Origin of the sequence: Serratia sp. MF1(2023) (genome assembly GCF_030954545.1) — a bacterium.
Taxonomy (GTDB): Bacteria; Pseudomonadota; Gammaproteobacteria; order Enterobacterales; family Enterobacteriaceae; genus Serratia; species Serratia sarumanii.
On record NZ_JAVHUX010000038.1, the window covers coordinates 75,514 to 95,319 of the forward strand.

A 19,806-nucleotide genomic window follows, 5' to 3' on the forward strand; every position below is an offset into this window, starting at 1 on the left:
TGAAAATGTAGAGCTTGTAGATTGTTAGCCAGCATTCCTTTCGGAGTGGTCTGATTCTTTGCTGTCTTGCCCAGAGTGTGCGCATGCCGGTGCGATTTGCCCGGATTCTGGTGCTGTTTTATCGGTCATAAGCCAGAGCGTATATTTTTCGAATCGTTTGGCATTGGTCACTTGTAAGACGACATGAAGCCCGGGTTCTTGGTGTCCTCCTTCGTAGTTCTTGAGGGTGCCTAATGCTATTCCACTGATTTCACAAAATTTCGCCTGTGTTAGTCCTTCCGCTTTCCTGATGGCTCTTAGCTTCTGAGCGATACTCATTGACATGGTCCTTAGTTAATGACTATATTCTCCCCGAAAGGTCATTGAGTCAGGACTTTTTGGGGCGTGAAAAACCAACCCGGCATAAACGGTCTGGGACGGTTTGCAAGGGGTTGGATCTGGAGAGGTTAGCACATGAACATTGAAGATTATGCGATTCGTTATCCGATTGACGGCGTAACAGTCGAGAAATTTGCTGAGCTGCTGGGAAAGCCAAGCTCGGCAGTTTCTGAGATGGTGAAGAAAAACAAGCTGCCTGTTATCGAACTACGTGACCCGGAAAAGGTTGGTGCGCGTGCTGGTGACAAATTTGTCTACATTCCTGCTTTCAATCAGGGACTGCGTGAAGCATTCATGAACCGGCCAACAGAGCAGCGCGATGCGTGGCTGCTCTGGATGGGCCTATAAGCAGGGGCGAAAGCATGCAGCAGCCTATTTCAATCGCCCCACTGCTCTGGAACCACCAGACCGGGCGCAAGCTTGATATCACCATCACCCACGGTAAAGGCCGGAGAGGTATCGTTATTCGTACTCGCCCGGCCAGCCGCTGGATCTCCTCCATCAAATCAGCAATGCGGGGTTTTTCAAAATGACAGCTATCACCGCCGGTATTGTTCGCAACCAGCCCGCCGGGCTGCGTGCTTTGGTTGGGGAGCGCCTCGCTGCCCCTCGCTGGAAAAGCACCTGCGATTTTTATAATCAGATGATGGAACGCGAACGCCTGACCATCTGTTTCCATGCGCAGTTAAAACAGCGCCATGCTGTCATGCGTTTAGAGGAAATGAATGACAGTGAGCGCGAGCGTCTTGTGTGCGCCATTGATGAACTTCGCAGCGCTTTCGCTACTTATCGTAAGCACGGTATCAGTAAAACTGGATTCATTGGCCGGTTAACCATAAGCCAGCGCCGCACTTTATTCCTACATGCCGGGTTAACTGAGGTCGAGTTTAATCAGCCGTACTGGCGTATTGATGATGAGTCCTGTAAATGGCGCGAGGAGTTATTCAGGGCGCTGCGTGAGCTGTTTAATTTATTCGAATATGCACCGACCATATTAACGTCGGTTAAACCTGAAGCGTATTTTCATTAATTAACTCGCTTTAAATTTAAAGGCGCTTGATTGCGTCGGGCATCCTTTTATCTGGAGTTCTCTATGCACATGTATAAAACCGTTGGCCAAGAAATGCGAAATAAGGCTGATGCGGATTTGCGTAACTTCATGCTGAACAACGCTCGTGCGGAAGCAAAGGCAGATGCGGCCGTTAGTTTCTCCTCCCATCTTGACCGTTTGGCGACTCATGCGGCGGTTAATCATCTCTCATGCGTGGAAATCATCGAGCTGTTGCGTCAGGAGTCGGAGAAGTTTGACCACGAAGGCCGGGCGCACAAGCAGGGGGTGAACCATGGTTGAGCGGGAGTATGTGGAAATTAATAACGTATTCGCCATCGTGAAAATGGATGAGGGCGATTTTATTCTGGCCGAAGTAAAAATAGATAAAGAGACAAAAGAAAAATATTACCCGACCAGAGCTATTTACTCGAATGAGTTAAAGCTGGTTGCTGACCTTATTAATTTGTCGGTAAAGCGCGGCGTTTTTCTTAAAACCATTACCAGTATTAGCGAGCTGATGAAGGAGTCGCATCGCATCGCAGAATTAGCTCAGCAGGTACTCAATCAACTGAACAGTGAATCGGAGCAATAACGATGCCGGATTTAATGGACTTGGTGCAGCAGCGCCAGCAGGAGACTCTCGCCGCACAAGTTAATGCTGCGCGCATCAAGGGCGGGGTGTCAGCGTCAATTTGTGAAGAGTGTGACCAAGCTATCCCCGCTGCACGCCGTGCAGCCTTTGCCGGTGTGACCCGTTGCGTGTCATGCCAGACCATCCACGAACAACAAACCAAGCATTTCAGGGGGTAATCATGCTGCGTATTCCTGTCGGTAAGGATTGGGTTATCACCAGTGATGTCCATCAGTTCATTTTGAACAAAAAGAAGCTGGTTAAAACCGGTGGTAAGGCGGGCGAGGAGTGGCTCGACGCCGTCGGTTATTACCCGACGGTCACGCAGTTGGTTTCCGGGTTGGTGCATCACCACGTCCGTGACTCAACCGTTACCAGTATCGCAGGTTTGGCCGCAGAGATTGGCCGCATTGGCGAGCTGTGCCAAGAGGCGTTTTCCACGATAAGCAAAGAGGATAAATGACTGTATCAGCCCGGGGGCGCATAGCCCCTTCACCACCACCGCCATTTGCAGCAACTTCCGGCGAGCCCTTCGTCGGCGTTCATTCATGGAACGCACCAAAATCCGCTATTGGGAAAGAAAGACCGCTTACCCGTGAGCAATACGCTCAGGGGCAAGCTGTTTTGCGTAAAATTCACGCCTTACCGCATTTCCTCAGCAGTATCTTTCTTGGGCGTCATTCTTTCTTGTTGAAAGAGCAGGGGCTGCACGCTGCTAATAAGTGGCTTGTGCTCCAGTTTGAGCGCCGCATCTGGCCGCGCATTGAAATTGTTAATGAGAAAAATGCGATGAACATTAACGCCTCGCCATGCTTTATGGCTGAGGTGGATAATTATGCGCGTCTGCCGGGCATGGAGGATAAGGAGTTGCGGCGTTTTGCTGACCGTATCGCTGGGCAGTTGCTGCAAAATTATGACCGCTATTGTGAGGAGTTTCTCACCGCCAATGACGGGGATAATTCTTTACTGCTGAGTAACGGCGTACAGGCTGTGTTTTATGGGCGCATCGCCCGCATGGCGCGAGCCTTTAATATCACGCCAATGCACTGGAGAAAATACTGCAAAGGTAAGCTGGACGCATCTTCGGCTGTTGCCAGTTTGTCACGGCTGGCTAACGCGGAGTGGTGGGAACGCCAGTTGAAAGCGCAGCGCACACGCTGGCGTGAGGCGCTACTGATTGCCGCCGGTGAAGTAAACCTAAAGAAATACCCATACGCGAGCAAGCAGGCGATTAGGGATGTGCAGGCCCGGCGGTTAGCCAATATGGATTATCTGAAAGGGTGCGATCTGGAGAATGTCGCCACGGGTGAACGTGTCGACCTGATTGATAAGGTCATGGCGAGCATTTCTAATCCGGAAATCCGCCGCATGGAGCTGATGAGCACCATCGCAGGGATAGAAAAGTATGCTGCCAGCGAGAGGCATGTCGGCATGTTTATCACTATCACCACCCCGTCTAAATATCACCCGACGCGCGTTGTTGGCAAGGAAGGGGCTGAAAAAATCCAGTTTAACCACAATTGGGATGCAGAGGCTTTTTCACCGAAAGACGGCCAACGTTATCTGGTGCGCATCTGGAGCAAAATGCGCACCGCGTTTAAAGACAACGGCCTGAGCGTTTACGGTATGCGTGTCGTTGAACCTCACCATGACGGTACGCCGCACTGGCATATGATGCTGTTCTGCGAGCGTAAACAACGTCAGGACGTCATCGACATCATGCGTCGCTATGCATTGAAAGAAGACGGCGATGAGCGCGGTGCAGCAAAGAACCGATTTGAAGCCAAGCATATGAATAAGGGCGGCGCGGCGGGGTATATCGCTAAATACATCGCTAAAAATATCGATGGTTATGCGCTCGACGGCCAGATTGACCACGACACCGGCAAACCGTTACGCGATATGGCTGCTGCGGTGACCTCATGGGCGTCAACATGGCGCATCCCTCAGTTCAAGGCTATCGGAATCCCTACCATGGGCGCTTATCGTGAATGCCGGGCCGCCTGCCTCCGCCACATCAGCCTTGCTGAAACTTTTGACGAGCGTGTCGAGGCCGTACGTGCGGCTGCCAGTGCTGGAAATTTTGCCGCCTATATGGCTGGACAGGGAGGCGCAAACGTCCCGCGCGACGTGCAGACCGTTCGAGTCGCGCGCAAGGTGGCTGATGAGCCGAACGCTTATGACGAAGAGGTGCAAAAGGTTGTCGGCATTTTTGCGCCGCACCTTGGCGCGGGTCATATTCACGAAACCCGGACAACAGAATGGCGCATTGTCCGCAAGGCCGTTGACCTTGATGTTGATCCTTTGACTTTAAAAAGCGCCTCTGGCGCGCCTCGGAGTCCTGTCAATAACTGTGGGGAGGTTCAGCGAGAACCTGAGCCAGATATGCAGGTAGCAACGCCTGAGTATGTCACGGCGGTGATGAATTTGATTGAGAGCGGGGATGTTAGCTGGAATGACGCGGACGTCGCTAAGACGCTTAGAGACGCGATAAGGGGGCAGACACCGAAGGATAATCGCCAAGAAATCGCCCAGAATCGGAAAAAATCTCGAAATGATGCGCCGTCGGCGCGGCTGACTCCGGCAGAACGGGCAAGGATTCCGCAAATTCGATTTGAGCTGGCGCAACAAGGCATTACAGCTGAGCGCTGGGAGCTTAAAGCCCTGACTCGAGGGGCAGTTGTTGTTTATGGCAACCAAGCATATTCATATCCTGTGCTAAACGAGTGGGTCGGGTTCTCTGGTTTGTAGGATCTGTGGTCGGGATTTTATGTTTTTTGGTATTGTTTTTGTCGTTTATGGAACAAAGTACTGGATATTTGGACACTATGGTATATGATTTAGGTCGATTTGGTTCATTTTCTCCTCGGAGTGGTTTGTATGATTAACATCACTAAAGATATGTTTGTTGAAGTGATGAATGATGCATTACAGGGAAAGCGCGATAACCTAGAAATGCGTCTACGCATCATGATAAAGAAACTTAAAAAAGACTCGCCGGAGCTGGCATCTGAGTTAAGTGATGCGCTTTTGAGAAGCACAGATTCTGTCAGTGTTGTTAGGGGTATTCCCAACGATAGGCAGCCTGCACCTGTTGATACTGATACAAGACAAAAACTGTTAGTAGAGACTTATCCTGTTCAACTAACAGTTACACCTCTTTGGCCTGAGTCTATCTCTACTTCTTTAAACCGATTTGCGGCCGAATGGGATAAAAGAGAGCAATTAATCGATAATGGCTTGCTTCCGTCTAAATCACTTTTGATGGATGGCCCCCCTGGTGTGGGGAAAACACTTGCCGCTAAATGGCTTGCGGAAAAGATGAATTTACCACTTTTAACATTAGATTTAGCTAGTGTTATGAGTAGTTTTCTTGGGAAAACTGGCAATAATATTCGTGCTGTTTTAGATTATGCGCGTTCATTTCCTTGTGTTCTTTTATTGGATGAGTTCGATTCTATTGCAAAGAAGCGGGATGACTCTTCTGATGTTGGTGAACTTAAAAGACTTGTAACTGTATTATTGCAAGCGATAGATGAGTGGCCGAATACTTCAATTTTGGTGGCAGCTACTAACCATGGTGAGTTGCTTGATCCTGCTGTTTGGAGAAGGTTTGATCGTGTTATAAGCTTTGATTATCCTTCCCAAGATCTAATCAAAGAGTTCTTACTTAGAAGTGATGTTCCATTGGGTATCGCTATTAATGTTAGTGATAAACTCGTTGGTAAGTCATTTGCTGTTATTGAACGCTCAATTAAACAAGCAAAAAGAAACTCTGTTTTGGAAGGTATACCCGTTAACAAAGCTATTCTAGAAGAGTTGTTTGAGGGGCAGTCTATTGCCGACTTAATCAAGTTTATGAATGAAAAAGGAATGTCTCAAAGGCAAATTTCCTCTGAGCTTTCAGTATCTAGAGCGCTAGTTAAAAAAATAGTTACTGCCGATGGGGTGAATCATGAACAATAAAAACTTACTTTTAGGTTATGGCGAGACATTAACTGGGCAGGTAAAAATTGAAAAAAGGAGTGGTCCTAAAAACAAACCGTATACATATGAAGAGAATGCACCTGTAATCATGCGGGAGTTGCAGGGCGTTCTCAGGAATTTTCAGGAGCTTCCTGATGCGGTTAAGCCTAATGGCGAGGCTATTGCTAAAATTACTCTCCACCCTGCATTCTTAGCAAAGTCATATTTCCCGGTTTTGCTTTTTAAAAAATTCTCTTTGCAAAGTGTTGGTAGCAAAGCTGTTAAAATTCGACCGAGAAAGGTGGTTGGTGGTCGAGGGAAACCAAAAGAAGAGTTTACCAGTGCATGTATCTATGTATCTGGAAAATCAGACGGCTTTTTACGCTTGTTTGATGCAATGAATAATGGCCGCCTAAATAAAGGTGAGAAAAAAGAAATAATCACGCTGGAGTCTGTTTCTTTTTTTGAGCCTAGTGAGAAAATAAAATCCATTGATTCATCAGAAAAGGTTAGGAAGTTAGAAGTTGCTCTTCATACGCCAAACAGTAATGATGGAGTGCTGAAGAGTTTTATTGAGTATGCTACATCATGTGGAGCTGTTATTAATGAAAATAAAATCATTAATATGAATGGCTTAACCTTTATGCCTATTTCTGCAAATGCAGATAATGCAGTGCGTGTGGCGGAATTCTCCTTCCTTCGGGCAATTCGCGACTTGCCAAGTTTGAGAATTAATAACCCAGTTTTTACTCGAACCTTCACTGAACATAATGAGTTACAATTACCCAAAGAAAAGGCCATCAATGAAAATATTAAAGTTGCTATTTTTGATGGTGGGATAGGGAATGCGGACTTTGAGCCGTGGGTGAAAGAATATACATTCAGTGAGGGTTCTAAAACGAGTGGGAAGTTGCTTTCTCATGGTCAGGATGTAACTTCTACAGTTTTGTTTGGTGCTCTTTCTGATGGTCAAGTTGAGTTACCAAGGCCCTATGCAAAAATAGATCATTACCGTGTGCTTGATAACTCAATTGATGGTGAAGATGATGATCTATTTGATGTGTTGTTAAGGATTAAATCAGTCCTTGATAATATTGATTATGATTATATCAATTTGAGTCTTGGTCCAAGATTTCCAGTGGATGATGATGATGTGCATGTTTGGACATCAACTCTGGAGCAATACCTTTCTTCAGGTAAGACACTATGTACTGTAGCGGTAGGTAATGATGGACGATTGGCGGATGGTTTGAATCGTATTCAACCTCCTTCAGATTTGGTGAATGCGCTTGCTGTTGGTGCTGCCAGTTCGTTATCAAACGTTTGGGAAAAAAGCGATTATAGCTGTATAGGTCCTGGTCGGAGTCCCGGCTTTGTTAAGCCTGATGGAGTCGCGTTCGGTGGGTCTAAGGAAGAGCCGTTCAAACTATATAGCCCATTTTTAGGTGGCGTAGTCCAAACTGCTGGAACAAGTTTCTCTTCCCCATTGGTTTTACGTCAGGCAATTGGTTTAGCTGCAAGCCTGCAATACGACATTACCCCTCTAACGGCTAAAGCGTTACTAATTCACCATGCGGAGAATAATGGTTCTGAGCGTAGTCACGTTGGTTGGGGGCGATTCCCTCATGATATATCCGATGTGATTTATTGTGATGATGATGAGGTTAAAGTAATATATCAAGGTGAGTTAAAGCCTTCTCAACACCTTCGTGCTTCCATTCCATTTCCAGACATTCCCGTTAATGGTTCTGTGAATTTAAAAGCCACTTTCTGCTTTACAACTCCTGTTGATATTGAACACCCGGTAAACTATACAAAAAGTGGACTGGTTGTAACCATGAGGAAAACTCCCAAGGACAAAATTGGAGCAACTTTCCCATTGTTTAATAGTAAAAATATTTATGCGACTGAAGAGGAGTTGCGTGAGGATTCTCATCGTTGGGAAACAACGATACGAAGTGAGCACACTTTCAATAAAGGTACTCTTAAAGACCCTTGTTTTGATGTTATATACTACGGGCGCAATTGTGGCATGCCTGCTGAGGTCGGAGATTTGCCAAACTTATCCTATGTTCTTATCGTATCGTTAAAAGCACAGGATACGCCTGAGCTGTACAATAATATTCGTCAGAGATATCAAACGTTGCAACCGATTCAAGTCAAACAACAGATTAGGTTGCAGTCTTGATTTAATCGGTGACCTCATGCATTTACATGCATGACTTTGCATGACGAAATAATAATTTTGATTTTTGAACCGCGCCAGTACTGGCGCGGTTTTCGTGGTTAGTGCAGCTGCATTAAAACCGACCCATGAAGCGGGCAGGCGTGGCGGGGATAGCATTGCGCGCAGGCATGTATTTAATTATCAAAATTGACGGCGTCAGCGCGTCGTGGTGGCGTTCTGTTGCGCTGGTTTGATTCGCGGGCATGTATGAGCAAGCGGGCCGTGGTGGGCGTGAGGGGGCGTTTGGTGGCGGGTATAAAAAGGCCGCCAATCTGGCGGCCGGTTTATCATTCGTCGTCGTTGTCGAGGCTGTACTTTTTAAACCGGATGACCTCGACGCCGACCCAGTCATTCACTTCTTTGATGCGCTGCTGGAGCGGTGTCAGCTCATTGCGGACAAACACCTTTGCGGCCTTCTCCACGTCACCCACTGACCCAACGTTCTCCGGCTTGCCGCCCATCAGCTGGTAGGGGATGCGGTGGGCGTCCAGCAGGTCGGCGGCGCTGACCTTTTTGATGTTGAAGAAATCATCCTTTGTCGCCACCTCGCTGAGCGGCACAATCTTGATACCGTCGGGCTTCCCGTTCGGTGCGTAGAAGAACAGGTTTTTAAAGTTCCCCATGCCTTTAGAGTCGCTCATGGCTTCGCGCAAAGCCTCAACATCGGTATTGTTCTGCGCGGCGTCGGTCACATACATGATGTAGCCCGCGTGCGCGCCGTTCTGGTAATACTTACGGCGGAACAGCGTGGCGGACTCGTTCAGCCACGCGGAGTTGAGCGCCGACAGATATTCCGGCATCCCATACAATTCTTGATTGATGTCTGGCTCCAGCAGGTGAAAAACGCTGTCGGGCGCGAACGGGTGCGGCTCAGCGAACGATTGCACGAACCAGTAAACGCTCGGGTCAACGCCGCGCCGGGTGTATTTGGCCGGGGAGGTCTCCAGCTTCAACAGCTTGCCGGTCACGCTGAAACGCTTTTCTAAAAAGGCGTTGCCGAACACCAGATAATCCAGCACAAACCGGCTGAAATCCTGCTGTGACAGCAGCGGGTGCGGGATGTAGGTGCTCGCCAAAATATTGCGCTTCACGTAAATGGGTGAGCTGTGGTGCACGGCGGCGCGCAGGCTTTTTGCCAGCCCGGAAAAGCTGACGGGCGGCTCAATCCATTTACCGTTACCGACGCATTCCGTGTAGTCCAGAATGTCGCGGCGATCCAACACGGCCGACGGCTCACCAAAGGTGAACGCCTGCATTTTCTGCTCCGCCTCGGTGGCGGCCAGATTTCCTTTTGCCTTGCGGCGATTGCGTTTGCTCATCGGTTGAAGTCCAGAATGGATTTAGACGGTTGGCCGTTGGCGGCGGTCAGCGGTTCATTCAGCAGGGCGTGCATGGTGGCCCACGCGACATCGGCGTGACTGGCTTCTTCGCTGCGGCTCGCTTCGTAGGTCATGCCCCTGCCGCTGGCGGTCATGGTTTTGCGGATGGCCATAAACGATTTGGTGATGTCGGTATACGCGGTGTCGTATTCGAGCCTGCCGCTGCCGATGGTATCTTTCGCCTTCAGTACCATGGCGGTCTTCACCTCGGCGCTGTAGCGGATTTCGCGGGCGGCCGGGTAGAACGCGCGCACCAGTTGGAAAACGCCTTGCCCGATGCCGGTGGCGTCGATACCGATGTATTCCACGTTGTATTTTTCGGTCAGCCTGCGGATGGATTCGGCCTGCGTGGCGAAATCCATGCCTTTCCACTGGTGGCGCTCCAGTATGCGGAATTTGCCGCCGGTGACCATCGGTGGGGCCAGCACCACGCAACCGGCGCTGTCGCCGGAGTGCGCCGGGTCATAGCCGACCCACACCGGCCGGTCACCGAACGGTCGGCCTGCATAGGGGTTAACGTCCGTCCACTCGACCAGACTGTCGACCATGCAGCCCTGCAACTCCTCAAAGGGAAATACTGACGCGCTGTCGTCGACAAATTCGCACATGAACAGGTTGCGGAAGTCCTCGGCGCTGTTCTCCCGCTTCAGCACGTCGAGGTCAAACAGGTTACAGCCGCCGCGCAGGGCGTCCTCAATGGTAACGATTTGCCGCCACTGGCCGTCATCGCACAGCTTCCCGGCCGCTAACGCGCTGTGGCTGATGTCGATCTCGACGTGTTCGCTGGCGTTTTTGCGGCCCTTGTTAAACAGCTCGCCGGACCAGAAAGGAAACGCGCCATGCCCCAGCGTTGACGGGGTGGAAAAGTAGGTCGACCGGAGGTGCTTTTGCGAGGCCATGCCGGAGGCGACTTTACGCAGTTTCTGGAAGTTGGGGATCCAGAAAATCTCATCGACCAGCAGGTCGCCGTTATGGCTTTGCGCGGTGTTGGAGTTGGTGCCGAGAAAAATCAGCTTCGCGCCGTTGTTGCCGAGCACAATCGGGTCGCCGGTCAGCTCAACGTCAACCCGCCGGGCAAATTGAATGATGTACTCGCGGAAGACATACGCCTGCGTTTTGCTCGCGGAAAGAAAAATCTGGTTGTGGCCGGTTTTCAGCGCGTGCAGCAGTGACTCGCGGGAAAAATAAAACGTGGCCCCAATTTGGCGCGATTTGAGGATGTCGCGAATACGATGCTCAAGCCCGGCCTTGTGCCAGCCGAGTTGATATTCGAAAGACTCGTCATAAAAAATCTCCTCCAGCTTCGCAATCGCTTCCTCGCTGAAATAGTTCTTTGTCGGCTTTTTGCGCTCGCCTTTGTTGCGGTTGGCGACGTTTGGATTGAGGTCGGCCTCGTTGCCGGAGTTCATGTAACGGCTGACGCGCGCGAGGCGCTCAATCTGGCGGCCCAGCAGGTCAATTTCTTTGTAGTCGCTGCCCTCTTTTTTTGTCTTGAGAACGAGCTGCACCATTCGCGCTTCAATGCTGGATTCAACGCGGGAAATCGGCGCGATATCGTCCCATTTTTCCCGCTGCTTCCAGCTCTGCACCGTGGGCGCTTTTTGCTTCAGCATTTCGGCGATTTGCTTCACGGAGAAGCCTTGCCAGTACAGCAAGGCGGCCTGCCTGCGTGGGTCGCTGAGTAAGGATGTGTCTGTCTGGATTTGCATGGTATGCCCTCATTTGCATGACGAGGGCAAGGCTACGCAAGCCACGCCGGGCGTGCGCTAAGGTGCTGTTGTCTGGGGGATAGTCCGTCGGCAGTCGCTGGCCGCGAGGGTGGTCAGTCGGGAAACTAGCCCCGACCTTAACCACTCAGGACAATGGCACATGGCAAAGAAAGTATCGAAATGGTTCCGCATCGGCGTCGAGGGCGACACCTGCGACGGCCGCGTGATTGACGGCAACGACATTCAGGAGATGTCGGAAATCTTCGACCCGCGCGTCTACGGCTGCCGCATCAATCTGGAGCACATCAAGGGACTGTTTCCCAATGGCGATTTTAAGCGTCTCGGCGACGTGGTCGCGCTGAAAGCCGAGAAGATTGATGACGACTCCATCCTCAACGGCAAATGGGCGCTGTTCGCCAAAATGACCCCGACCGACGAGCTGGTCGCCATGGTGAAGGCGAGCCAGAAAGTTTACACCTCCATGGAAATCCGTCCGAACTTTGCCAACACAGGCAAATGCTACCTCATCGGTCTGGCGGTTACTGACGACCCGGCCAGCCTCGGCACCGAATACCTCGAATTCTGCTCCCGCGCCAAAACTAACCCGCTGGCCGGTAAAAAAGCCGAGCCGGGCGATCTGTTCTCGGTGGCGACTGAGGTGCTGATCGAGTTTGAGGAACAGCCTGACAGCCTGCTGACCAATCTGACCGAGCGCGTGAAGGGCATGTTCAGCCGCAAACAGGCCAGCGACGACGCGCGCTTCAGTGATGTGCATGACGCAGTCACCGCCGTCGCCGAGCAGGTGCAAACCAACGGCGACAGCGCCGAGCAGCGTTTTGCGCAGCTTGAGCAGGAAATCGCGGGGCTGAAAGGTGAGGTGACGACCGGTCAGGAAGCGCTTTCCGGGCTTCAGGCCGCGCTCGATACCACCGAAAACCTGAACCAGCAGCGCCGCCCGAAAGCGCCCGGCGGCAATGGTGAAGACAGCCTGTTGACCAACTGCTGAGAACAGTCAGGGCGGGGCGCACGGCGCGCCGCTGTGAGACAACCCGAATTTATCGAATCAGGACCATTCAATGAAAAAAACGACCCGCTTTAAATTTAACGCCTATCTGCAACAGGTGGCCAAGCTGAACGGCATCACGGACGTCGGCGACGTCGGCAAAAAATTCAGCGTAGAGCCGTCGGTGACGCAGTCGTTGATGAACGTCGTGCAGGAGTCTTCCGAGTTCCTGACCCGCATCAACATGACGCCGGTTGCTGAGCTGAAAGGCGAGAAGGTCGGCGTGGGCGTCAATGGCTCGATTGCCAGCACCACCGACACCGACGGCGGCAAAGAGCGCCAGACCGCTGATTTCACCTCGCTGGAGTCCAATAAGTACGAGTGCCAGCAGGTGAACTTTGATTTCCATATGCGCTATAACCAGCTCGATTTATGGGCGCGTTATCAGGACTTCCAGTTGCGCATCCGTAACGCCATCGCCAAGCGTCAGGCGCTGGACTTCATCATGGCCGGATTCAACGGTATCAGCCGCGCCGCCACGTCTGACCGGGCCAAAAACCCGATGTTGCAGGATGTGGCGGTGGGCTGGTTGCAGAAATACCGCAACGAAGCCCCGGCGCGCGTGATGAGCAACATCACCGGCGAGGATGGTGCGGTGATTTCCCCGGTCATCCGCATCGGCAAGGGGGGCGATTATGCCAACCTCGACGCCGTGGTTATGGATGCGACCAACAACCTGATTGCGCCATGGCATCAGGAATCCCCCGACCTTGTGGTGATTTGCGGCCGTAAGCTGCTGGCCGACAAATACTTCCCGCTGGTTAACCAAGAGCAGCCGAACACCGAGGCGATGGCCGCCGACGTGATTGTCAGCCAGAAGCGCATCGGCAACCTTCCGGCCGTGCGCGTGCCGTTCTTCCCGGCCAACGCGATTATGGTCACCACGCTCGAGAATCTGTCGATTTACATCATGGATGAGAGTCACCGCCGCCATATCGAAGAGAACGCCAAGCGTGACCGCGTCGAAAACTACGAGTCTATGAAAATTGACTACGTCATCGAGGACTACGCTGCCGGTTGCCTGATTGAAAATATCGCGCTGCTGCCTGCGTCGACAGAAAAGTCGGGCGTACGGGTATCCAAAGAAGACCCGCAGCCATCGGGAGCCGATATCAGCGCCTTGGCTGACGCTATCGTGCTGGCAGTGAAAGGGGCGGCCGCGCAACCTGCGCCAGCCGGTGAGGAAACGCCAAAAACTGAAGGCGAAGCGTAACCATGACGAGTCCCGCACAGCGTCACATGATGCGGGTCTCGGCCGTGGAGGCTGCGCAGCGGGTGGATGACCCGCTGCGCCATGCCACCGCCTACGAGCAAATGCTCGTCAAGCTGGCCGCAGACCGCACCAAGCTGAAACAGATCCATTCCGTCGAGAAAAAGGCTGAGCACAAACGCGCCATGTTGCCGTTCTACGCGCCTTGGGTGGCCGGGGTATTGGCCGAAGGGCGGGGCGCGCAGGACGACATCCTGATGACCGTCATGCAGTGGATGCTCGACGCCGATGACATTCCCGGCGCGCTGGAAATTGCGCCTTATGCGCTGAAATACCGTCTTAAAGTGCCGAACAACAAGCGCCCGGTGGCGTACTTGCTGGCCGAAGAGGTGGCGCTGTCGGCGGAGCGCAGCCGCAAGGCGGGCAACCCGGCCAAGATGGATGACCTTCGCGCCGCCATCGAGATGACGGCCGCCGAGGATATGCCCGACATGGTCAAGGCCAAACTGTTCAAGGTGACCGGCCTGATGTTGAGCGACTGCGGTGACTATGCGCAGGCGCTGGAGCACCTCGAGCGCGCGATGCAGCTCGACGGTCACGCCGGGGTGAGAAAAGAGATCCAAAAATGTGAGAGCGCCCTCAAGCCGAAGCCGGCGGCCGCCGCCAAAAGAACAACCACGCGCCCGCGTAAGGCTGCCACGCCGGCCAAGCGCGGACGCCCACGCAAGGCGGTAAAAACCGCCGGTTAACAGAACGCGCCCCGCGCCGGGCGGCACGGTGGCCGCGAGCGTCTTTTGACGTATCAAGGCCGCCGTCCACCGCCCCCTATTTTTGAGGTCGTCATGACGACAGTGATTATGCGTAACCCGATTAAGCCGCCGGACGAGCCGACGGCCATTATCCCGCAACCGGATGTACCGGAGCCGGTGATTAAAAACACGTTCTTTTTCCCGGATGTTGACCCGAAACGCATCCGCGAGCTGATGCGTCTTGAGTACACGGTCTCGCCGGAGCGTCTGCGCTTTGCCATTCGCAGCGGTATCTCGGAGACGAATGCCGAGCTGTATCTCTATCGCGAGCAGCAACTCGCCGCCGGTTTCAAAACGCTGGCCGACGTACCGGCCGACGAAGTCGACGGCGAAAGTGAGAAGTGCTTTTACTACCTGAGTGCGGTCTGCGCCATGACAACCGCCACACTGTACGAGCGCTACCGGGGGGCGGATGCCAGCGCCAAGGGGGACAAAAAGGCCGACAGCGTCGAGGTGTCCATTGATGAGCACTGGCGGGATATGCGCTGGTCAATTGCCCGGTTGCAGGGTAAGCCGCGCTGCATTGTCGGGCAAATCTGATGAACGTCATCGCGCTTCAGGGGGACACGCTCGACGCACTGTGTTATCGCGTCTACGGCCGCACCGCAGGCGTGGTCGAGGCGGTGCTGCTGGCGAATCCGGGGCTGGCTGAGCGGGGTGTCATTCTGCCGCATGGCACGGTGGTCACGCTGCCGGTCATTGATACTGCCCCGGCATCCGAAACCGTTCAGCTATGGGATTAACCATGGAGAAAGTCACATCGTTCATTGCTTATGTTGTCGCGGTGCTGCTGGCATGGGTAGGAAAGTATTCCGCGCAGGACATCGCACTGATTGTCGGTGCGGTGGTCGGCGTCGGCACCTTTGTCACCAATTGGTATTACCGCCGCAAAAGCTATTTGCTGCTGAAAAATGTCGGCATTCGACGGGAGGTTTTCGATGAAATCAATCGTTAAACGTTGCAGCGTCGCCGTCGTGCTGGCGCTGGCGGCGTTGTTGCCGGATTTTACCCAGTTGCATACGTCAATGGCGGGCCTTGAGCTGATTGCCAATCTGGAAGGGTGCCGCCTGAGCCCGTATCAGTGTAGCGCGGGCGTCTGGACGAGCGGTATCGGCCACACTGCCGGGGTGAAACCCGGCGGGGTTATCACTGAGCGTGAAGCGGCGGCCAATCTGGTGGCCGATGTGATGCAGGTCGAGAAACGCCTTGCGCAGTGTATGCCGGTGACCATGCCGCAGCCGGTCTATGACGCAGTGGTCAGCTTTGCGTTCAACGTCGGCACGGGCGCTGCGTGCGCGTCAACACTGGCGCATTTCATCAATAAAAAGCAGTGGCCCGCCGCGTGCAATCAGCTTCCCCGCTGGGTATTTGTCAACGGCGTCAGGTCTGCCGGGCTGGAGAATCGCCGGGCGCGCGAGCTGGCGCTGTGTATGGCGGGGGCATTATGAGTCGCGGTAACAAGCTTTTTCTGGCGCTGGTGTTGCTGGCGGTCATTGCCTTGCTGAAATGGCAGGTTATTACGCTCGGCGACAGTCTGGATGCCGCGAAGCTGGAAAACGTCAGGGTGGCGGCAGCGTTAACCGAAAGTCGCGCGGCTATCGCTGCGCTACAGGATAGCGCTCTGCGCAACGAGCGCGAACAGGTCATGTTGCGCCAGCGCATCGCCGCCGCTGACCAGTTGGCCACCCGCCGCAATCACACCATTACGAGGCTGCTCAATGAAAATGAAGCGCTGCGCCGCTGGTATCAGTCTGCTTTGCCTGATGACGTTATCCGGCTGCATTCCCGCCCCGACTTCGCCACCCCCGACGATTATTTACTCTGGCTGTCCGAAGGTCAGCAGTTGCCCGCTGCCCGGCAGCAATCCGAAGACCAACGGTGATTTAAGCGCCGATATCTTCAATCTTGAGCGCGCGCTGGCAAGTTGTGCGCTTCAGGTTGAGACTGTGAAAAAGTGTCAGGAGGAACTCGATGTTAAAGCCGAAAAGTCTGCGCAAAGCGCTTTATGACGCGGTGCCGAAGCTCAGGGCGAATCCGGATATGCTGCGCATATTTATCGACAGCGGTGTCATCGGGGCAACGCTGGCCGCCTCCCTGTCATTTGAGAATCGCTATACGCTCAATGTGATAGTCGAAGATTACCCGGACGATGTGGATTTGCTGCTGGTGCCGATTGGGGCGTGGTTGCGGGAGAATCAGCCCGATATCATGACCACGGACGAGGGCAAGAAAAAGGGGTTCACCTACTTCGCCGATATCAACAGCGACGACAGTTATGACATCAGTATCAGCCTGCAACTGACCGAGCGCACGTTGGTGAAGGAAGTTGACCGGGCGCTGCACGTGTCCCATGTGCCGGAGCCGCCGCTGCCGGAGCCGGTAGCGCGTCCGATGGAACTTTACATTAACGGTGAACTGGTGAGCGCGTGGAATGAATGAGCTTAAACCTTTTGATGACAAACTCGCCGGGCTGATTGCCGGGTTATCGGCTTCCCGCCGTCGTCAGATGGCGGCCGAGATTGCGAAGCGGCTGCGCATCAGCCAGCAGCAGCGCATTAAGCTCCAGCAGGCACCGGACGGCACACCGTATGCCGCCCGTAAGCGGCAGCCGATTCGTAGCAAAAAAGGGCGGGTTAAGCGCGAGATGTTCGCTAAGCTGCGCACCCATCGCTACATGAAAGCCAAAGGCACCGCTGATGAGGCGCTGGTTGAATTTGCCGGGCGCGTGCAGCGTATCGCGCGTGTGCACCAAGAGGGCTTACGTGACCGCCCGAACCGCCATAGCCGGGAAGTGCAATATGAAGCGCGGCCACTATTGGGCTTCAGTGATGTTGACCGGCAGATTGTGGAGGATGTGATAATTTCTAATCTGAGCGAGTAGGCCGTTGTCTGACGGGCTATCCTACGCCCGCAAATTGCCGCTGGATCTTTTCAGCGGCATCCTTTTCCCCATGAACACACTCGAATCGATTTCAGAACTCGCGCGCGCTGTGCGCGACCTCATCCGCACTGGCGTCATCGTAGAAGTTCAGTACAAGCCGCCGCGCTGCCGCGTTCAATTGGGTGGTAATACGACGGACTGGTTGCAGTGGCTGGCCTGCCGTGCCGGAGGTGCGCGCACATGGTGGGCACCCTCCATCGGTGAGCAAGTGGTGGTGTTGGCGCTGGGTGGCGAGCTGGATACCGCCTTTGTGCTGCCTGCTATCAACTCCGATGATTTTCCGGCTCCGTCGGTGTCGCCAGAGGCATATCACACCCGCTTTTCCGATGGCGCGGTCATCGAATACGAGCCGGAAACCGGCGCGCTGAGTGTTACCGGCATTAAAACGGCCAATATCAGTGCGCAAGTGGCCGTCGAGGTTTCTGCGCCGCAGGTAACGATTATCGCCAGTCAAAAAATTACGCTTGATACGCCGGAGGTGGTCTGTACCAACAAGCTGACCGCCGACACGCTGGAGCTGAAAAAGGGCGGGAAAATGTCGGGGAATATCGATCACGGCGGCGGCACTTTTAAATCCAACGGCGTGCAGGTGGATAAACACGGCCACGGTGGTGTGCAGCGCGGCGGAGACTGGACGGAGGGAACCCGATGACAGTGCGATATATCGGCATGAACCGGGAGACCGGCCAGACCCTGACGGACAGTGAGCATATTAGCCAGAGCGTGCGCGATATCCTCATCACCCCTGTCGGTTCCCGAGTGATGCGCCGGGAGTATGGTTCGCTGTTGTCTGCCCTGATTGACCAGCCGCAAAGCCCGGCAGTGAACGGGCAGGTGATGGCCGCCTGCTACATGGCAATCCTCAAATGGGAGCCGCGCATCAGGCTAACGTCCATCACCTTCGAGAAGACCTTCAGCGGTCAGATGTTCGTTGACATTACCGGCGTGCGCCAAGACACCACCGGCGGCACATTTTCGTTAACCGTCCCACTGAGCTGACACCATGGCCACTATCGATTTAAGCCAACTGCCCGCGCCGAACGTCGTTGAGCCGCTGGACTATGAAACCCTGTTTGCCGAGCGCAAAGCGACGTTGATTTCCCTGTACCCGGCCGACCAACAGGAAGCTGTTGCCCGAACTTTGGCGCTTGAATCGGAGCCTATCGTCAAGCTGCTTCAGGAAAATGCGTATCGGGAGGTATTGCTACGCCAGCGCGTTAACGATGCCGCCAAAGCGGTGATGCTGGCGCACGCAACCGGCGAAGACCTTGACCAGCTCGGCGCAAACTTCAATACGCCGCGACTTGTGATTGCCCCGGCGGATGACAGCACCATCCCGCCGACACCGGCAGTTATGGAAGCGGATGAAGATTACCGCCTGCGCCTGCAAGACGCGTTCGAGGGGATGAGCACAGCAGGTTCGGCCGGTTCCTACCGTTTTCACGCCCGCTCGGCCGATGGCCGGGTGGCTGATGTGACGGCAATCAGCCCATCACCGGCTAACGTGACCGTCACCGTGTTATCACGGGACGGCGACGGCAGCGCCAGTGCTGAGCTGTTGCAGGTTGTCAGCGCTGCGTTGAATGACGAGGACGTGCGTCCGGTGGCCGACCGCGTCATTGTGCAATCGGCTAAAATTGCCCCGTATGTCATCGAGGCCGTTTTATACCTGTACCCCGGCCCGGAGGTTGCGCCGATCCTCACTGCGGCAAAACAACGTTTACACAATTATGTGCTGACCATGCGCCGCTTAGGCCGCAGTATCCGGCGTTCCGGCATCATCGCGGCGCTGACCGTGGAAGGTGTTGAACGTGTTGAAGTTGCCAAACCGGCCACCGACATCGTGCTTGATAAAACGCAGGCGGGCTACTGCACCGGCGTGAACATCACACCGGGGCACGCCGATGACTAATCGCTTATTGCCTGTTGGCTCCTCAGTGTTGGAAGTCGCCGCCGCCGCCGCGTGTGCTGAGCTGGAGCGCGTGCCGGTTCCCCTGCGTGATCTGTGGAACCCGAAAACCTGCCCGGTGCATCTGCTGCCCTATCTGGCGTGGGCGTTCTCTGTCGATCGCTGGGATGAGGCGTGGCCGGAGGACGTCAAGCGGGGCGTGGTTTCGGCCGCGTTCTACATCCACCGGCACAAGGGCACCATCGGCGCCGTGCGCCGCGTGGTGGAGCCGCTCGGCTACCTGATTAATGTTATCGAATGGTTCCACACCGACGGCGCCGATCCGCCCGGCACCTTCCGGCTGGATATTGGCGTACTTGAAACCGGCATCACCGAGGAAATGTATCAGGAAATGGAACGCCTGATCGCCGACGCCAAGCCCCTGAGCCGCCACCTGATCGGCCTCAACATTTTGCAGGACATCCCCGGCCGGATTTACACCGGCGCGGCCGCTATTGATGGCGATGTCATTACCGTTTACCCCGGATAAGAGA

General features: G+C 54.0%; 28 protein-coding genes. 25 read left to right on the forward strand and 3 right to left on the reverse strand.

Going from position 1 to position 19,806, the window contains the following annotated elements; genetic code table 11:
- Positions 1–24: 24 nt before the first annotated feature.
- Complete coding sequence (locus REA38_RS18130; protein ID WP_197780956.1) at positions 25–318, reverse strand: helix-turn-helix domain-containing protein; 294 nt, start codon at positions 316–318, stop codon at positions 25–27.
- A 135-nt stretch (positions 319–453) separates the two neighbouring features.
- Here REA38_RS18130 and REA38_RS18135 point away from each other — a divergent pair, with 135 nt between their 5' ends.
- From REA38_RS18135 to REA38_RS18180, 10 genes are all read left to right on the forward strand, one after another.
- A complete protein-coding gene (locus tag REA38_RS18135; protein WP_033652241.1) occupies positions 454–726 on the forward strand; it encodes a Cox family DNA-binding protein in 273 nt (90 codons plus the stop codon).
- A 14-nt stretch (positions 727–740) separates the two neighbouring features.
- Positions 741–911 (forward strand): hypothetical protein, encoded by a 171-nt coding sequence (locus REA38_RS18140; RefSeq protein ID WP_197780958.1) that lies wholly within the window; start codon positions 741–743, stop codon positions 909–911.
- Positions 908–1,408, forward strand: coding sequence for a replication protein B (locus REA38_RS18145; RefSeq protein WP_197860178.1), 501 nt, complete (start codon positions 908–910; stop codon positions 1,406–1,408). Before REA38_RS18140 ends, REA38_RS18145 begins: the two co-directional genes overlap by 4 nt.
- A gap of 63 nt (positions 1,409–1,471) precedes the next feature.
- Positions 1,472–1,729, forward strand: a complete 258-nt coding sequence (locus tag REA38_RS18150) for a DUF2732 family protein (protein ID WP_197780962.1) — start codon at positions 1,472–1,474, stop codon at positions 1,727–1,729.
- Positions 1,722–2,021 (forward strand): DUF5405 family protein, encoded by a 300-nt coding sequence (locus REA38_RS18155; protein WP_050440164.1) that lies wholly within the window; start codon positions 1,722–1,724, stop codon positions 2,019–2,021. Before REA38_RS18150 ends, REA38_RS18155 begins: the two co-directional genes overlap by 8 nt.
- Before the next feature lie 2 nt (positions 2,022–2,023).
- The gene (locus REA38_RS18160; protein ID WP_021504068.1) at positions 2,024–2,239 is read left to right on the forward strand and encodes a TraR/DksA C4-type zinc finger protein; all 216 of its coding nucleotides are present in this window, start codon (positions 2,024–2,026) and stop codon (positions 2,237–2,239) included.
- Positions 2,239–2,523 carry a DUF5405 family protein gene (locus REA38_RS18165; protein WP_197780996.1) on the forward strand — a complete coding sequence of 95 codons (285 nt, stop codon included), beginning with the start codon at positions 2,239–2,241 and terminating at the stop codon, positions 2,521–2,523. Before REA38_RS18160 ends, REA38_RS18165 begins: the two co-directional genes overlap by 1 nt.
- On the forward strand, positions 2,520–4,811 hold the full coding sequence (locus REA38_RS18170; protein ID WP_308886370.1) for a replication endonuclease: 2,292 nt from the start codon (positions 2,520–2,522) through the stop codon (positions 4,809–4,811). Before REA38_RS18165 ends, REA38_RS18170 begins: the two co-directional genes overlap by 4 nt.
- 129 nt (positions 4,812–4,940) lie before the next feature.
- Complete coding sequence (locus tag REA38_RS18175; RefSeq protein ID WP_188240468.1) at positions 4,941–6,026, forward strand: AAA family ATPase; 1,086 nt, start codon at positions 4,941–4,943, stop codon at positions 6,024–6,026.
- Positions 6,016–8,214, forward strand: a complete 2,199-nt coding sequence (locus tag REA38_RS18180; protein ID WP_308886371.1) for a S8 family peptidase — start codon at positions 6,016–6,018, stop codon at positions 8,212–8,214. Before REA38_RS18175 ends, REA38_RS18180 begins: the two co-directional genes overlap by 11 nt.
- A 326-nt stretch (positions 8,215–8,540) precedes the next feature.
- Here REA38_RS18180 and REA38_RS18185 read toward each other — a convergent pair whose 3' ends face one another.
- The gene (locus tag REA38_RS18185) at positions 8,541–9,572 is read right to left on the reverse strand and encodes a phage portal protein (protein ID WP_103085400.1); all 1,032 of its coding nucleotides are present in this window, start codon (positions 9,570–9,572) and stop codon (positions 8,541–8,543) included.
- The gene (locus REA38_RS18190; protein WP_099784743.1) at positions 9,569–11,341 is read right to left on the reverse strand and encodes a terminase ATPase subunit family protein; all 1,773 of its coding nucleotides are present in this window, start codon (positions 11,339–11,341) and stop codon (positions 9,569–9,571) included. Before REA38_RS18190 ends, REA38_RS18185 begins: the two co-directional genes overlap by 4 nt.
- Before the next feature lie 160 nt (positions 11,342–11,501).
- On the opposite strand from REA38_RS18190, the gene REA38_RS18195 reads away from it, so the two are divergent.
- From REA38_RS18195 to REA38_RS18265, 15 genes are all read left to right on the forward strand, one after another.
- On the forward strand, positions 11,502–12,347 hold the full coding sequence (locus REA38_RS18195; RefSeq protein WP_308886372.1) for a GPO family capsid scaffolding protein: 846 nt from the start codon (positions 11,502–11,504) through the stop codon (positions 12,345–12,347).
- 70 nt (positions 12,348–12,417) lie between these two features.
- On the forward strand, positions 12,418–13,617 hold the full coding sequence (locus REA38_RS18200) for a phage major capsid protein, P2 family (RefSeq protein WP_308886373.1): 1,200 nt from the start codon (positions 12,418–12,420) through the stop codon (positions 13,615–13,617).
- A 2-nt stretch (positions 13,618–13,619) separates the two neighbouring features.
- Complete coding sequence (gpM, locus tag REA38_RS18205; RefSeq protein ID WP_033643480.1) at positions 13,620–14,363, forward strand: phage terminase small subunit; 744 nt, start codon at positions 13,620–13,622, stop codon at positions 14,361–14,363.
- A gap of 93 nt (positions 14,364–14,456) precedes the next feature.
- Positions 14,457–14,963 carry a head completion/stabilization protein gene (locus REA38_RS18210; protein WP_198774528.1) on the forward strand — a complete coding sequence of 169 codons (507 nt, stop codon included), beginning with the start codon at positions 14,457–14,459 and terminating at the stop codon, positions 14,961–14,963.
- Positions 14,963–15,166 (forward strand): tail protein X, encoded by a 204-nt coding sequence (locus REA38_RS18215; RefSeq protein WP_128868495.1) that lies wholly within the window; start codon positions 14,963–14,965, stop codon positions 15,164–15,166. The genes REA38_RS18210 and REA38_RS18215 overlap by 1 nt, the downstream gene beginning before the upstream one ends.
- Before the next feature lie 2 nt (positions 15,167–15,168).
- Positions 15,169–15,378, forward strand: a complete 210-nt coding sequence (locus REA38_RS18220) for an HP1 family phage holin (RefSeq protein WP_197790879.1) — start codon at positions 15,169–15,171, stop codon at positions 15,376–15,378.
- Complete coding sequence (locus tag REA38_RS18225; RefSeq protein WP_308886374.1) at positions 15,362–15,871, forward strand: lysozyme; 510 nt, start codon at positions 15,362–15,364, stop codon at positions 15,869–15,871. The genes REA38_RS18220 and REA38_RS18225 overlap by 17 nt, the downstream gene beginning before the upstream one ends.
- Positions 15,868–16,305, forward strand: coding sequence for an Rz-like lysis system protein LysB (lysB, locus tag REA38_RS18230; RefSeq protein WP_308886375.1), 438 nt, complete (start codon positions 15,868–15,870; stop codon positions 16,303–16,305). The genes REA38_RS18225 and lysB overlap by 4 nt, the downstream gene beginning before the upstream one ends.
- Positions 16,187–16,432, forward strand: a complete 246-nt coding sequence (gene lysC, locus REA38_RS18235) for an Rz1-like lysis system protein LysC (protein ID WP_308886376.1) — start codon at positions 16,187–16,189, stop codon at positions 16,430–16,432. Before lysB ends, lysC begins: the two co-directional genes overlap by 119 nt.
- Positions 16,395–16,862, forward strand: coding sequence for a phage tail protein (locus REA38_RS18240; RefSeq protein WP_099784729.1), 468 nt, complete (start codon positions 16,395–16,397; stop codon positions 16,860–16,862). Before lysC ends, REA38_RS18240 begins: the two co-directional genes overlap by 38 nt.
- Positions 16,855–17,304, forward strand: coding sequence for a phage virion morphogenesis protein (locus tag REA38_RS18245; protein ID WP_308886377.1), 450 nt, complete (start codon positions 16,855–16,857; stop codon positions 17,302–17,304). The genes REA38_RS18240 and REA38_RS18245 overlap by 8 nt, the downstream gene beginning before the upstream one ends.
- A gap of 70 nt (positions 17,305–17,374) precedes the next feature.
- A complete protein-coding gene (locus REA38_RS18250; RefSeq protein WP_308886391.1) occupies positions 17,375–18,016 on the forward strand; it encodes a phage baseplate assembly protein V in 642 nt (213 codons plus the stop codon).
- On the forward strand, positions 18,013–18,363 hold the full coding sequence (locus REA38_RS18255) for a GPW/gp25 family protein (RefSeq protein ID WP_308886378.1): 351 nt from the start codon (positions 18,013–18,015) through the stop codon (positions 18,361–18,363). The genes REA38_RS18250 and REA38_RS18255 overlap by 4 nt, the downstream gene beginning before the upstream one ends.
- Positions 18,364–18,367: 4 nt before the next feature.
- On the forward strand, positions 18,368–19,276 hold the full coding sequence (locus tag REA38_RS18260; protein WP_308886379.1) for a baseplate assembly protein: 909 nt from the start codon (positions 18,368–18,370) through the stop codon (positions 19,274–19,276).
- Positions 19,269–19,802, forward strand: a complete 534-nt coding sequence (locus tag REA38_RS18265) for a phage tail protein I (protein WP_048321698.1) — start codon at positions 19,269–19,271, stop codon at positions 19,800–19,802. Before REA38_RS18260 ends, REA38_RS18265 begins: the two co-directional genes overlap by 8 nt.
- Positions 19,803–19,806 lie beyond the last annotated feature (4 nt).

Bases quoted from the DNA above. Each gene is read 5' to 3' on its own strand.
- REA38_RS18130 (WP_197780956.1), bottom strand. From the start codon at position 318: ATGAGTATCGCTCAGAAGCTAAGAGCCATCAGGAAAGCGGAAGGACTA.
- REA38_RS18135 (WP_033652241.1), top strand. From the start codon at position 454: ATGAACATTGAAGATTATGCGATTCGTTATCCGATTGACGGCGTAACA.
- REA38_RS18140 (WP_197780958.1), top strand. From the start codon at position 741: ATGCAGCAGCCTATTTCAATCGCCCCACTGCTCTGGAACCACCAGACC.
- REA38_RS18145 (WP_197860178.1), top strand. From the start codon at position 908: ATGACAGCTATCACCGCCGGTATTGTTCGCAACCAGCCCGCCGGGCTG.
- REA38_RS18150 (WP_197780962.1), top strand. From the start codon at position 1,472: ATGCACATGTATAAAACCGTTGGCCAAGAAATGCGAAATAAGGCTGAT.
- REA38_RS18155 (WP_050440164.1), top strand. From the start codon at position 1,722: ATGGTTGAGCGGGAGTATGTGGAAATTAATAACGTATTCGCCATCGTG.
- REA38_RS18160 (WP_021504068.1), top strand. From the start codon at position 2,024: ATGCCGGATTTAATGGACTTGGTGCAGCAGCGCCAGCAGGAGACTCTC.
- REA38_RS18170 (WP_308886370.1), top strand. From the start codon at position 2,520: ATGACTGTATCAGCCCGGGGGCGCATAGCCCCTTCACCACCACCGCCA.
- REA38_RS18175 (WP_188240468.1), top strand. From the start codon at position 4,941: ATGATTAACATCACTAAAGATATGTTTGTTGAAGTGATGAATGATGCA.
- REA38_RS18180 (WP_308886371.1), top strand. From the start codon at position 6,016: ATGAACAATAAAAACTTACTTTTAGGTTATGGCGAGACATTAACTGGG.
- REA38_RS18185 (WP_103085400.1), bottom strand. From the start codon at position 9,572: ATGAGCAAACGCAATCGCCGCAAGGCAAAAGGAAATCTGGCCGCCACC.
- REA38_RS18190 (WP_099784743.1), bottom strand. From the start codon at position 11,341: ATGCAAATCCAGACAGACACATCCTTACTCAGCGACCCACGCAGGCAG.
- REA38_RS18195 (WP_308886372.1), top strand. From the start codon at position 11,502: ATGGCAAAGAAAGTATCGAAATGGTTCCGCATCGGCGTCGAGGGCGAC.
- REA38_RS18200 (WP_308886373.1), top strand. From the start codon at position 12,418: ATGAAAAAAACGACCCGCTTTAAATTTAACGCCTATCTGCAACAGGTG.
- gpM (WP_033643480.1), top strand. From the start codon at position 13,620: ATGACGAGTCCCGCACAGCGTCACATGATGCGGGTCTCGGCCGTGGAG.
- REA38_RS18210 (WP_198774528.1), top strand. From the start codon at position 14,457: ATGACGACAGTGATTATGCGTAACCCGATTAAGCCGCCGGACGAGCCG.
- REA38_RS18215 (WP_128868495.1), top strand. From the start codon at position 14,963: ATGAACGTCATCGCGCTTCAGGGGGACACGCTCGACGCACTGTGTTAT.
- REA38_RS18220 (WP_197790879.1), top strand. From the start codon at position 15,169: ATGGAGAAAGTCACATCGTTCATTGCTTATGTTGTCGCGGTGCTGCTG.
- REA38_RS18225 (WP_308886374.1), top strand. From the start codon at position 15,362: ATGAAATCAATCGTTAAACGTTGCAGCGTCGCCGTCGTGCTGGCGCTG.
- lysB (WP_308886375.1), top strand. From the start codon at position 15,868: ATGAGTCGCGGTAACAAGCTTTTTCTGGCGCTGGTGTTGCTGGCGGTC.
- lysC (WP_308886376.1), top strand. From the start codon at position 16,187: ATGACGTTATCCGGCTGCATTCCCGCCCCGACTTCGCCACCCCCGACG.
- REA38_RS18240 (WP_099784729.1), top strand. From the start codon at position 16,395: ATGTTAAAGCCGAAAAGTCTGCGCAAAGCGCTTTATGACGCGGTGCCG.
- REA38_RS18245 (WP_308886377.1), top strand. From the start codon at position 16,855: ATGAATGAGCTTAAACCTTTTGATGACAAACTCGCCGGGCTGATTGCC.
- REA38_RS18250 (WP_308886391.1), top strand. From the start codon at position 17,375: ATGAACACACTCGAATCGATTTCAGAACTCGCGCGCGCTGTGCGCGAC.
- REA38_RS18255 (WP_308886378.1), top strand. From the start codon at position 18,013: ATGACAGTGCGATATATCGGCATGAACCGGGAGACCGGCCAGACCCTG.
- REA38_RS18260 (WP_308886379.1), top strand. From the start codon at position 18,368: ATGGCCACTATCGATTTAAGCCAACTGCCCGCGCCGAACGTCGTTGAG.
- REA38_RS18265 (WP_048321698.1), top strand. From the start codon at position 19,269: ATGACTAATCGCTTATTGCCTGTTGGCTCCTCAGTGTTGGAAGTCGCC.